This window comes from Methylomagnum sp. (genome assembly GCF_054333355.1).
Genome location: NZ_JBTEKS010000122.1, coordinates 1 through 10,863, shown reverse-complemented (window position 1 = coordinate 10,863; position 10,863 = coordinate 1). Strand labels below are relative to the sequence as shown.

The 10,863-nt window shown below is 62.2% G+C and carries 13 protein-coding genes; 3 read left to right on the top strand and 10 right to left on the bottom strand.

Features of this window, described 5'->3' with window-relative positions; genetic code table 11:
• Nucleotides 1-37: 37 nt before the first annotated feature.
• From ACXWUF_RS11165 to ACXWUF_RS11155, 3 genes are all read right to left on the bottom strand, one after another.
• On the bottom strand, nucleotides 38-634 hold the full coding sequence (locus ACXWUF_RS11165; protein WP_458494755.1) for a TetR family transcriptional regulator C-terminal domain-containing protein: 597 nt from the start codon (nucleotides 632-634) through the stop codon (nucleotides 38-40).
• Nucleotides 635-700: 66 nt separating this feature from the next.
• Nucleotides 701-1,111: a HEPN domain-containing protein gene (locus ACXWUF_RS11160; protein ID WP_458494754.1), complete on the bottom strand. Its 411-nt coding sequence runs from the start codon at nucleotides 1,109-1,111 to the stop codon at nucleotides 701-703.
• Nucleotides 1,101-1,418: a nucleotidyltransferase domain-containing protein gene (locus tag ACXWUF_RS11155; protein ID WP_458494753.1), complete on the bottom strand. Its 318-nt coding sequence runs from the start codon at nucleotides 1,416-1,418 to the stop codon at nucleotides 1,101-1,103. Before ACXWUF_RS11155 ends, ACXWUF_RS11160 begins: the two co-directional genes overlap by 11 nt.
• A 98-nt stretch (nucleotides 1,419-1,516) precedes the next feature.
• Here ACXWUF_RS11155 and ACXWUF_RS11150 point away from each other — a divergent pair, with 98 nt between their 5' ends.
• Nucleotides 1,517-2,095 (top strand): chorismate--pyruvate lyase family protein, encoded by a 579-nt coding sequence (locus tag ACXWUF_RS11150; protein WP_458494752.1) that lies wholly within the window; start codon nucleotides 1,517-1,519, stop codon nucleotides 2,093-2,095.
• Complete coding sequence (ubiA, locus tag ACXWUF_RS11145; RefSeq protein ID WP_458494751.1) at nucleotides 2,092-2,982, top strand: 4-hydroxybenzoate octaprenyltransferase; 891 nt, start codon at nucleotides 2,092-2,094, stop codon at nucleotides 2,980-2,982. Before ACXWUF_RS11150 ends, ubiA begins: the two co-directional genes overlap by 4 nt.
• A 45-nt stretch (nucleotides 2,983-3,027) precedes the next feature.
• Here ubiA and ACXWUF_RS11140 read toward each other — a convergent pair whose 3' ends face one another.
• The 5 genes from ACXWUF_RS11140 to ACXWUF_RS11120 form a co-directional block, all read right to left on the bottom strand.
• Nucleotides 3,028-3,666: a histidine phosphatase family protein gene (locus ACXWUF_RS11140; protein WP_458494750.1), complete on the bottom strand. Its 639-nt coding sequence runs from the start codon at nucleotides 3,664-3,666 to the stop codon at nucleotides 3,028-3,030.
• Between the two features lie 115 nt (nucleotides 3,667-3,781).
• Complete coding sequence (locus ACXWUF_RS11135; protein ID WP_458494749.1) at nucleotides 3,782-4,072, bottom strand: hypothetical protein; 291 nt, start codon at nucleotides 4,070-4,072, stop codon at nucleotides 3,782-3,784.
• A gap of 457 nt (nucleotides 4,073-4,529) precedes the next feature.
• A complete protein-coding gene (locus ACXWUF_RS11130; RefSeq protein WP_458494748.1) occupies nucleotides 4,530-5,318 on the bottom strand; it encodes a glycoside hydrolase family 19 protein in 789 nt (262 codons plus the stop codon).
• 251 nt (nucleotides 5,319-5,569) lie between these two features.
• On the bottom strand, nucleotides 5,570-6,574 hold the full coding sequence (locus ACXWUF_RS11125; protein WP_458494747.1) for a hypothetical protein: 1,005 nt from the start codon (nucleotides 6,572-6,574) through the stop codon (nucleotides 5,570-5,572).
• 343 nt (nucleotides 6,575-6,917) lie between these two features.
• Nucleotides 6,918-8,552, bottom strand: coding sequence for an alpha-D-glucose phosphate-specific phosphoglucomutase (locus ACXWUF_RS11120; protein WP_458494746.1), 1,635 nt, complete (start codon nucleotides 8,550-8,552; stop codon nucleotides 6,918-6,920).
• A gap of 538 nt (nucleotides 8,553-9,090) precedes the next feature.
• Here ACXWUF_RS11120 and ACXWUF_RS11115 point away from each other — a divergent pair.
• The gene (locus ACXWUF_RS11115; RefSeq protein WP_458494745.1) at nucleotides 9,091-9,360 is read left to right on the top strand and encodes an Lpp/OprI family alanine-zipper lipoprotein; all 270 of its coding nucleotides are present in this window, start codon (nucleotides 9,091-9,093) and stop codon (nucleotides 9,358-9,360) included.
• A gap of 163 nt (nucleotides 9,361-9,523) precedes the next feature.
• On the opposite strand, the gene ACXWUF_RS11110 is transcribed toward ACXWUF_RS11115, so the two are convergent.
• Both ACXWUF_RS11110 and ccmB read right to left on the bottom strand, forming a co-directional pair.
• Nucleotides 9,524-10,282 carry a heme ABC transporter permease gene (locus ACXWUF_RS11110; protein WP_458494744.1) on the bottom strand — a complete coding sequence of 253 codons (759 nt, stop codon included), beginning with the start codon at nucleotides 10,280-10,282 and terminating at the stop codon, nucleotides 9,524-9,526.
• Between the two features lie 4 nt (nucleotides 10,283-10,286).
• Nucleotides 10,287-10,863: heme exporter protein CcmB (ccmB, locus tag ACXWUF_RS11105; RefSeq protein ID WP_458494743.1), on the bottom strand; the 577-nt coding region annotated here is incomplete at its 5' end.

Sequence of the window (10,863 nt, the reverse complement as noted above, 5' to 3'; positions counted from 1 at the left end):
CCCGCTCCCACAGGCTCTTGCGTAAGTCCTGAAGGTCTCAGGCCCGGAAATACCCGTCCAGCAAATGCCCGACGAACGCCTCCAAGGGCCGCACCGATTGCTCCACCTTCATCCGCAGCAAGGCGCCCTGCCAAGCGTCGGCCAACATGTCAGCCATGGCAGCGGCGCTCAGGTCGGTGCGAACCGTGCCTTCCCGCTGGGCCTCTGCCAAGCCCTGCTCCAGCTTGTCCCGGTAGCGGTGGTAGGCTTCCCGCAGCGCGGCGAGGCAGGTCTCGTTGGTGTCGCCGATTTCGCCGATCAGGTTGCCCATCAGGCAGCCGCCCTTGAACTCCCGCCGCTCTAGTTCTTGGATCAAATCGCCGAAGTATTTTTTCAGGGCCGACAGCGCGTCGAGGCCGGGCGTGGCGTAGGCGTCGTCGAGCATTTGGATGAACGGCTCGATGTAGTGCCGGATGACCTCGGCGCCGAAGTCCTCCTTGCTGGCGAAGTAGTTGTAGAACGAGCCCTTGGGCACCCGCACCCCGGCGAGCAAATCCTGTAGCCCGGTGCCGTGGTAGCCGCGCTCGGTGAGCATGGCGACGCCCTGGTCGAGGAGCTTATCGCGGGTGATGTGTTTGGTGGCGGTTCTAGGCATGGCGGAAATATACGACCAGTCGTCTTGAATGGCAATTATTTTCAGAAGAGGCCAGCGGTCTTACCCTCAGCGTTTCTGCGCCTCATCATTTCCGATAACCCTCTCGGCCCAATGAATTACTGCGTCCGCCAGCACCAAGGCCGCCTCATATTCCTCCTCGGTCACGGCTTCCATTTCTCCGGGGTAACGAAGCGACACCGCGTATTCAGTCAGGCCAGCCGCACTCCATAGTTGTGCCGGAATCTCCATCCGCTCCGCCAACAACTCCAACAATATCCGTAGGTTGTGGGTTTTGGGAAACTCAATCCCCTGGGCAAGCAACATGGCTTTGATGGCTTTTTCCACAGCCTGCTGGGTATGGAAACAAAGCAGTTCGAGCAGCACGCCAGCGGGCTTCGAGCGGGCCAGCAACAAGTCGCTAGCCGCGTGGCGCATCCAGCGGGAAGGACTGCCGGGCGGCGAAGATTCAAGCGGCATAAAGGTCTTGCCCGTCGCGCAAGGCGTTCTTGTACACGAGTCCGATGTTGTCCCTATACCGCTCCAGGTCTCGCGGCGTGGCTACGATGAGGTCGAAGGGGGTTTTGATACCCTCAATGTGCTGATAGAGGAATCTGGCGGTCTCTCGCCGATGCGTGCCTTCCGGCATCACGACGAGCAAATCAATGTCGCTGTCCTGTCCGGCCTCGCCTCGCGCCTGGGAGCCGAACAGGATGATCCGCAGCGGATGAACCAGCGCCACGATCTGCCGCGTAAGAATACTAATGGGCGGGTCTTGGATCGACACAACGGTCTCCGGCCTTGAAGTCGGTAATTCTGGCGTACTCTACCATTCCCCTTCCATCCGTTTGCTAAACTAGCCCGCCATTTTTCGGAACCCCGCCCTTGACCCCACGCAGCCAGCTTTTCCTTGAGCCGCCCCGGTGGCTCCGCGTCCGCCATCACGGCAACCGGCCCATCCCCCCCCACATCGCCTCGTGGCTGTTCGAATCCGGCTCCCTCACCCGGCGGCTCCGGCAGGTGTGCGGCGGACAATTCCGGGTCCGCCTGCTGCGGCAAGCCTGGGACAAGCCCTGCGCCGACGAGTCCCGCGCCCTCCGGCTCGCCATGGGACGGCGGGCGGTGGTGCGGGAAGTGGCCTTGCAATGGGGCGACCGCCCGCTGGTGCTGGCCCGCAGCGTCATCCCGGCCAAGACCCTCAAGGGCGTGGACCGGCGCCTCGCCCACCTCGGCACCCGGCCCCTGGGGGAAATCCTGTTCGCCGATCCCCGCCTGCATCGCAAACACCTGGAACTGACCAAAATCGGCCCGCACCACTGGCGCCCGGAATGCCCCGGCGGCGGCGCCGCGCTGTCCCGCCGGATCTGGGGCCGACGCTCCTTGTACGGCCTGGGCGCGGGCCATAAATTGCTGGTCGCGGAATTCTTCCTGCCCGAACTGTTCGACCTGGATAACTCGCCATGACAACCGCTCCCGCGCCTGCCCCACGCTTCGGCTCCCCCCGCCTCGACGCCTATTGGCGCCTGATGCGCTTCGACAAGCCCATCGGCATCTTCCTGCTGCTGTGGCCGGGACTGTGGGCGCTGTGGATCGCGGGACAGGGCAAGCCCAGCCCGCTGGTGGTGTTCGTCATCGTCATGGGTACGGTGCTGATGCGGGCGGCGGGCTGCGTCATCAACGACTACGCCGACCGCGACTTCGACCCCCATGTCGAGCGCACCAAGCGGCGCCCCATCGCCGCCGGGGAGGTCTCGCCGAAGGAGGCGCTGTGGCTATTCGCGGGGATGTGCCTCACCGCCTTCGGCCTGGTGCTGCTGATGAACCCGCTGACCATCGCCCTGTCGGTGCCCGGCGCCTTCCTCGCGGCCTCGTACCCGTTCATGAAGCGCTACACCCATCTGCCGCAAGCCTACCTCGGGCTGGCCTTCGGCTGGGCGGTGCCCATGAGCTTCGCGGCGGAGACCGGCGGCATCCCGGCGGTGGCCTGGGCGCTGTACGCCGCCACCATACTCTGGGCGCTGGTCTACGACACCATGTACGCCATGGTGGACCGGGACGACGACCTGAAGATCGGGGTGAAATCCACCGCCATACTATTCGACGAGAAGGACCGGCTGATTATCGGGGCGCTACAGGCTTTGATGCTGCTGATTCTGTGGGAGGCGGGCCGGCGGGCGGGATTGGATGGGCTTTACCTCGCGGGCCTCGCCATCGCCGCCGGATTTTCCGCCTATCAGCAATGGCTGATCCGCGACCGGGAGAAGGCGGGCTGCTTCCAGGCGTTCCTCAACAACCATTGGTTCGGGGCCGTGGTGTTCATCGGCATCGCGGCGGATTATTTGGCCCGCTAAAGGCGCGGTAGGCTGGGGTGACGAAGGAACCTCAGCATCACCCCGTCAGGTTCCCGGCAGGTCGCGCAATTCCGGGCGCAAATGGCCGCGGTCGCCGAGTCGGCGCAGCAAGGGGCCATGCTCGCGCAGCTCCACCACCGCCAGGGAGGCGACCGGCGCGTCGATCCGGTCCCGGTAGCGCCCAATATCTATCCCGAGCAAATGGCACAGGAGGATGCGGATGGTCGCCTTGTGGGAAACCACCAGCACATCGCCATCCACATGGTCGCGCCAAATCCCATCCAGCACCGCCAGCGCCCGCTGCCCCACGTCAATGCCCCGCTCGCCGCCGGTGGGGCTGTTCCAGCCCGCGTCCGCCAGCCAGCGCAGGTAGTCTTCGTGAAAGCTCCAGCTCACCTGCTCCGGCGTCTTGCCTTCCCACTGGCCGTAATCGATTTCCCTAAGTCCATCGCACAGCCGCATCCCCAATCCCGCCGCGCTGCACAGCGGCTCAGCCGTGGCCCGGGTCCGCTGCATGGGACTCGCGTACACGCCCACCCAAGGATGGTTGCGGTAGGCGGCGGCGAAATCATCGGCCATTTGGTAGCCGATGGGGCTTAGGTCGATGTCCAACCGCCCGCAATAACCGCCAGTGCGGCTGGATTCGGTTTCACCGTGACGTAGCAGATAGAGAGTCAGGGCCATGATCGTCTCCCGGGTGAATGGCAAGGGTTCGATAAAGAATCGGGCATCGCGAGCCGCGTTACATGGAAACACACGCCCCGGCACGCGCAAGATAATACGCCTTTGCCGGTGCCCGTTACGCCGCCGCGCCCTCGCCCTTCTCGTTCGCCAGCGCCTTGTCAGCAATCTCTTTATACAGCGAAGCCGCCCGCGCATAGACTTCCTGGTATTCGGGGAGCCTGTCCACCATTAGTTTGACTTGCCCGGCCCCCTCGAAAAGCTCATAAAGAAATTCGATGTCCCAGTCTGCAATACGTTCGCCGCGTTCGACCTTGTCCCGGAGCGCCAAGACTCGCGGCAAGCGTTGCGTGGTGAAGTGGTTCATCAGCGCCGTGGCGACGCCCAAGTCTTTCAGCGACTCGTTCATGATGCTTGGTCCTTTGGTTTGAAATGAAAAGCTGGCCCATCGCCCATTCCCATCAGCGAAGAAATGGTCTCCGGTTCACGACGGCCAGGGTAAGCCGTAATTTTGACGAGACGTGCGATATGGACGGATCGACTTGGTTTTTTTCCGCTGAAATTGACGCGCCCTGAGCCATTGGCTTTCTGTACAGGACCCGCGCCATTTCGTACTAGGCGCGGATTTTGGATACGGCATCCGATCTGGCGTCAGGCCGGGGTGGAGATGGGGGAAAAGCCCCGGCTAAGGATATGGCCGCGAGCAACTTCCCGATCCGGCTCCGAGATGAAAGCGGGAAGTTAACTTCAGCCAAATCCCAAACAGGGGCGGCGATTCCGGGCGGGGCGGGATTCAAGACCCGGATAACATCTCTTGAAAGGATGTTATCCGCTCTTGTGAGGTGGAGTCCGCGCTTGGGGAGGAATCAAATTTTCAGGAAGAACTTGGCCCGCGCCAGCTTGGCCTTGCGGTCGTCGAGTCCGTTGGTGCCGCCGTTGATCCGCTTGGTGATGGTCAGCACGTCGTCCTGATCGGCGAGGGCGTTAAGCTTGTGGGTGTCCCAGAACCAGCCGGACACGTCCACGCACAGGAAGGGGTCGGAGGCGATGAGGGGCGCGGTGGCGTCGGTGGTGTAGTCGTTGCCACGGGCCTTGCCGTAATTGGTGTAGTTGGTCCGGCCCGTGAGCTGGATCAGGCCGCGCCCCTTGAAGCGCTTGCCGTCGCCGGGCTGGGTGTTGCCGAGGTCTTTGCGGCCCTCGTAGGCGGCGCCGCTGGCGATTTCTTCGGAATAACGGAATTCGCCGCTTTCATGGCCGACCTGGGCCAGGAAGTGGGCTTGGCGCAGCGGAGTGTTGATCTCGTTGACCGCCATTTGCTGGATCAAGGGCTGAAGGTATTTGGCGATATTGGCGGCGGTCGAGTGGACCATGATGCCCAGCAAGGTATCGGCAGCGAGTCCAGCGGGGATGCCTTCGCGCATTTTCCTGAGGGTGCCGCCGTTGGGATCGACCCGTCCGTCGGGGTTGGCCATTTGGACCACGCGGCCTTGGAATTCCTTGATGGCGTTGATGGTGTTGGGACCGATGGCGCCGTCGGTGGCGAGTCGGTCGATGGGGCCGGTTTTGTCGAGATTGAGGTTGAGCAGGACTTGGATGGTTTTAACGTCGTCAGCGCTGTTGACGCCGCCAGCGCCTACGGACTTGGTGATACACATAATGGGTGGCTCCGGGATTGGGTAACGGGCTTGGGCGGGAGGTGGCGCGTCCTGGGCCAGTGAATCGTTTTCCTTACGGGCGGCATTATCTTTTTAGGCTGACGGGGTGTCAAAGAAGTTACGTTTGGTGACGAAGCCTTGTCGGTCGCCCGTCTGCTTGGTGGCGCCCCAGGTTGCGCGGTGATTAACAACCATCCGTACGCGAAGGATCGCGGCCTTATCCCGGCGTGCATTCGCCCCGAGCCAAATCATCAATAAGTGATCTTACGCGAAACAACCTCGGCCTTGGCCGGGCCAAGCAAGCCCCTCAGCGCCTCAAGCGCGGCGTCATCAATCATGTCACAGAGGTCCACCGCCTCGCGGAACAGGCGGACCAGCGGCAGGCGCGCCGCCCGTCGGGCAGTGACGCCAGCAATCACCGCATGGGCGTCCGCGCCGGGCGGCATGGGAGGAGCGTTAGCCCCCACGTCCGCATCGGCCCGCCCATTCCTCGATAGGTTGATTCGCAACAGGTCACGGAGCGAGGGCACCGCGAAAGGCAGAGGGTACACGCCCAACACCATGCGATCCTGGGGATTCTCGGTATACGCCATAGCGGTGAGCCGAATCCGGGCCGACGAGACGCCACTAAGCGCCATGGTCCCCCGGCAACGCGAGAAGTCAGCCGCGAAAGCGGTCGCCTGCCACTCGGATGGCAAGCGAAAATCGACGCCAGCCTCACCCGACAACTCCACGACATCCACGGACACCATCGAGGTGCCTCGGCGACTCACCGGAAGGCGCTCTACAAGGCCATCACCGAGCGGATAGAAGCGATACTCGTAGGCAGCGACGACCTCCCGGACCGCGTCACGGGGGCGTTCCGCCCACAGCGACTGTAGCGCTTGGCCGAGTTGCTCGGCGAGGATGGCCGATACCGCGTCGCTGATATGCATGCGGTCCTTGTGCAGATCATACCCTTCGGGCCTTTCATGCCCGGCCACAAGCCGTCGCAGATATTTATAACCGTCAAAATAGGGGACGCCAAATCTTTGAGCCATTTTTGTATAAATTTTGCGAACCTGCCCGCCGTCAGGCAGGCATCCGGCCACCGGCATGATGACCAGAACCGGTATGCAACCGGCCCGTGTCGTTTCCGAAATCATATCGACCACGGCGGCTTTCATGAGGGCTGGGTCCAGGCGCCTGCCGAGAACAAGCGCCGCGTCGTTGGCGCAGAAATCAATCAGGCACATATCGAAATCGGCGAAATCCATATCCCGCTTGCGGAACGCAAACATGTCGCTGGAGCAAAACCCAATTGAACGGTTGACCCCCTCGGCGACCCATTCGCTACGCAAAATACGGCCCGCATAGCTGCCGCCCCCGGCGCTATTGGACGTGCCTATGACACATAACCTGGGTTTTTTTGACATTTGAATTAATTAGTGACCGGCTTCGCTGTAAATGATTGGCCGCATACACAAGACCCCTTAAATCACTAAAGGGATGCGGATGAGCCACCGGGCCGGGGATGCCAAAAATCCCTTGGCATAGGCGGCGAACTGGTTTGGGGGCGCCCGCGCTGAAACGCCCCCCCCGACAGCAGGTCTAGGAGAATCAGGTGATCACGGTCGGCACCGCCATCCCCGAACGCTGCTTCACCTCGCCCAGTTGCTCGGCCAAGTCGATCAAATCCTTCAGGGCCACCTGCGGATCGTGGCCGTGTTCCGCCGAATTTTGCTCGTAGCGCTCCAGGTAGATGCGCAGCGTCGCGCCCTCGGTGCCGGTGCCGGACAGGCGGAACAGGATGCGCGAGCCGTTCTCGAAGATGATCCGAATCCCCTGCTTGCCGCTGACGCTGCCGTCCACCGGATCGGTGTAGCTGAAATCATCGGCCAGGCTGACCTTGTACTCGCCGAAGCTCTGCCCCGGCAGATTCGGCAACTGCTCCCACAGATGGCCGATGATGCCGTCGCCGATGGCCACGGGCATGCCCTCGAAGTCATGCCGGGAATAGTAGTCGCGGCCAAATTTCTTCCAGTGTTCGCGCACGATGTCGGCCACCGATTGCCGACGCACCGCGATCAGGTTCAGCCAAGCCAGCACCGCCCACAGGCCGTCCTTCTCGCGGACATGGTCGGAGCCGGTGCCGAAGCTCTCCTCGCCACACAGGGTGATCTTGCGGGCGTCGAGGAGGTTGCCGAAGAACTTCCAGCCGGTGGGCGTCTCGTAGCAGTTGATGCCCAGCCCCCGCGCCACCCGGTCCACCGCCTGACTGGTGGGCATGGACCGCGCCACGCCGCGCAGCCCCGCCTTGTATCCGGGCAGTAAATGCAAATTAGCGGCCAGCACCGCCAAGCTGTCGCTGGGGTTCACGAAGAACTGGCTGCCCATAATCATGTTGCGGTCGCCGTCGCCGTCGGACGCCGCGCCCAGGGTCGGCGCCTTGGCGGCGTACATGCGTTCCGCCAGTTCGTGGGCATGGACCAGGTTGGGGTCGGGATGGCCGCCGCCGAAGTCTTCCAGCGGCGTGCCGTTCAGCACGGAGCCGGGGGCCGCGCCCAAGGTGTCCTCCAGGATGCGCTTGGCGTAGGGGCCGGTGATGGCGTGCATGGCGTCGAAACACAGGGACAGCGCCCCGGATTTCAAGCCCGTCTCAATCAGGTTGAAGTCGAACAGGTGCTTCATCAATTCGGCGTAATCGTCCACCGGGTCGATGATCTGGAGAGTCATCCCGCCGACCTGGACCTCGCCCTTGGCGTCGAGATCGACATCGGAGACCGTGGCGATTTTATAGTCGCTGATTTCGAGGGTCCGGGCGTACACGCCGTTGGTGAAGCCCTCGGGCGCCGGCCCTCCGTTGGTGACGTTGTACTTGATGCCGAAGTCCTCGTCCGGCCCGCCGGGGTTGTGGCTGGCGGACATCACGAAACCACCGTGGGCCTTGTACTTGCGGATGACGCAGGACGCGGCGGGCGTGGACAACAAGGCGCCCTGCCCCACGATGAGCCGCCCGACGCCGTGAGCCGCCGCCATCTTGACAATGGTCTGCGCCGCCTGCCGGTTGTAGTAGCGCCCATCGCCCCCTAGCACGAGGGTCTTGCCGGTGACATCGCCGAGGGTGTCGAACACGGATTGCACGAAGTTCTCCAGGTAATTCGCCTGCTGGAAGACCTTCACTTTTTTGCGCAATCCCGACGTGCCGGGCTTCTGGTCAGTGAAAGGCGTGGTGGTGCGGGTTTCGATTTGCATGGCCGGAATATCCAGGGTGACTAGAAACAGGGGAATTATTGTACTGAATTCGCTTTTCCCACCCGTAGGTTTTTCAGCCGGGGCGATTGCCTGGGGGTCGGCCACCGAGACCTGGCCGATTCCTTTGCGGCGATTTCCGAACACCACCGTTTCATGAACCGCGTGACAACGCACCCTTGGAGTGCGCACCTCCCCCATTCGGCCCAGGCTTGAATGATCCCCGAATCATCAACGCCGCCAGCGCCCCAACCCCGCCCGCACCAACGAAAGCCGGGAGTTTGGCGAAACACGCGACGTCCTTTCCGGCCATTCACATGGACCCATTCGCGCCTCTGTATTCACCCCCATGCGACGGCGATAACCCAAGGAAATTCAGGATTAAGCGGGGTATCGCTGGTGTCATTGCAACAGTTTGTGCAAAAATATCTCTGGAAAGCTTGCCGGTTTCACGGCAAACTAAATCATGAGTAGCGTTCGTTCCCGTGGGGGAAGAATGTTTTGTTCAATGTCTCAATCCATACAAAAAGGGAAAGAAACAATGATGAAAGCAACCAAGTTCGCCGTAGTTCTGCTGTCTGCCGGTCTGACCGTAGGCTGTGCCAGCAAGTCCGACATCACCAACCTGCAAACCCAGATCGACGGCCTGAAGGCTGATGTAACCTCCGTCAAGAGCACCGCTGACCAAGCTGCTTCTGACGCTCAAAGCGCCGCCACTGCCGCCAACAGGGCCGCCGCTGCCGCTGAACGCGCTGAAGCCGCCATCAACAGCAAGCTGGACCGTGGCGTTGCCAAGGGCTTCAGAAAGTAATCTGGACCGCTTTCCGCAAGCGATCTGATTTCTTGAAAAAACCCGGTGGATCACTCCACCGGGTTTTTTTATTGCCCGCAAACATGGGGGCATGGGTATCCCGTTTCTTTCGCCCCCCTCTCAGGCGTTGCCGCTAAGTTAAGGCTCCCGCCGCTGAACCTTCTCATGAGGGCCGCGCCTCCGAGAACAATTCCTGCACCCACGCGCTGCGCTTCTCCCGGTCCAGCAATTCCCCCCGCGCCCGGACCAGCACCATGGTGAAGTAATAAAACTGGAACGCCCCCGCCATCAGCAGCAGCGGAATCAACATACTGAGGTGAATGGCCGGCTTGCCGAGCTTGGTCACGGTGGAGCCTTGATGCAGCGTGTTCCACCACTCCACCGAGTAATGGATGATGGGGATGTTCACCACGCCCACCAGAATCAGCACGCCGCCCGCCCGCGCCGCCGAGCGGGGGTCTTCGATGGCCGACACCAGGGCGATATAGCCCAGGTACAGGAACAGCAGGATCAATTCCGAGGTCAGCCGCGCATCCCACACCCACCACGCCCCCCACATGGGCTTGCCCCATAGCGAACCCGTCACCAGCGCCAACAGGGTGAACGACGCCCCCAGCGCCGCCGAACTCCGCGCCATCACATCGGCCAGCTTGATGTTCCAAATCAGGTGGATGCCGCTCAAGACCGCCATGAAGACGTAGACGAACATCGACATCCAGGCGCTCGGTACATGGACGAAGATGATCCGGTAGCTCTCGCCCTGCTGGTAATCGGGCGGGGCGACGAACAGGCCCAGATATAGCCCGCTCACCATCAACAGGCCGGTGATTACAGCCAGCCAGGGGATGAGCTTGCCGGAAATGCGGTAGAAGTGCTTAGGCGAGGCCAGCTTATGAAAAAACAACCAAATCGCGTTCCACATAGGTTTAACTCAGGCTGATACGTAAAGCGGCGGCGGTCGCGAAGGGCGCCAGCGTGAAGGCCAGCGCCAGCAAAGCGGCCAGGAAATAAAGCTGCCCGTCCACCGGCATCCCGGCCCCGGCGGCGGTGACGGCGTTGGTGGCGAAAATCAGCACCGGGATATACAGCGGCAGCACCAGCAGCGACAGCAACACCCCGCCGCGCCGCAATCCCACCGTCAACGCCACGCCGATGGCCCCGATCAAACTCAGCAGCGGCGTCCCCACCAGCAAGGTGAGTTCCAGCGCGTAGATGGCTTTGGGCGGCATGGACAGGAATAGCGCCAACAGCGGTGCCATCAACAGCATGGGCAGCCCGCTCACCAGCCAATGGGCCAGCACCTTAGCCAGCACCAGCGCCGACAGCGGATGGGGACTCAGCGCCATTTGTTCCAGCGCCCCGTCGTCGAAATCGGAGCGGAACATATTCTCCAGCGAGAACAGCGCCGCTAAGAGGGCCGCAATCCAGATCACGCCGGGCGCGATTTTCCGCAGCAGCGGCTCCTCCGGGCTGACCCCCAGCGGGAACAGCGTCACCACGATC

What these genes read in the sequence shown, in the direction of transcription:
- ACXWUF_RS11125 (WP_458494747.1), bottom strand. Translation starts at nt 6,574, where the DNA reads ATGGATTTCGCCGATTTCGATATGTGCCTGATTGATTTCTGCGCCAAC.
- ACXWUF_RS11120 (WP_458494746.1), bottom strand. Translation starts at nt 8,552, where the DNA reads ATGCAAATCGAAACCCGCACCACCACGCCTTTCACTGACCAGAAGCCC.
- ACXWUF_RS11140 (WP_458494750.1), bottom strand. Translation starts at nt 3,666, where the DNA reads ATGGCCCTGACTCTCTATCTGCTACGTCACGGTGAAACCGAATCCAGC.
- ubiA (WP_458494751.1), top strand. Translation starts at nt 2,092, where the DNA reads ATGACAACCGCTCCCGCGCCTGCCCCACGCTTCGGCTCCCCCCGCCTC.
- ACXWUF_RS11130 (WP_458494748.1), bottom strand. Translation starts at nt 5,318, where the DNA reads ATGTGTATCACCAAGTCCGTAGGCGCTGGCGGCGTCAACAGCGCTGAC.
- ACXWUF_RS11165 (WP_458494755.1), bottom strand. Translation starts at nt 634, where the DNA reads ATGCCTAGAACCGCCACCAAACACATCACCCGCGATAAGCTCCTCGAC.
- ACXWUF_RS11115 (WP_458494745.1), top strand. Translation starts at nt 9,091, where the DNA reads ATGATGAAAGCAACCAAGTTCGCCGTAGTTCTGCTGTCTGCCGGTCTG.
- ACXWUF_RS11160 (WP_458494754.1), bottom strand. Translation starts at nt 1,111, where the DNA reads ATGCCGCTTGAATCTTCGCCGCCCGGCAGTCCTTCCCGCTGGATGCGC.
- ACXWUF_RS11110 (WP_458494744.1), bottom strand. Translation starts at nt 10,282, where the DNA reads ATGTGGAACGCGATTTGGTTGTTTTTTCATAAGCTGGCCTCGCCTAAG.
- ACXWUF_RS11135 (WP_458494749.1), bottom strand. Translation starts at nt 4,072, where the DNA reads ATGAACGAGTCGCTGAAAGACTTGGGCGTCGCCACGGCGCTGATGAAC.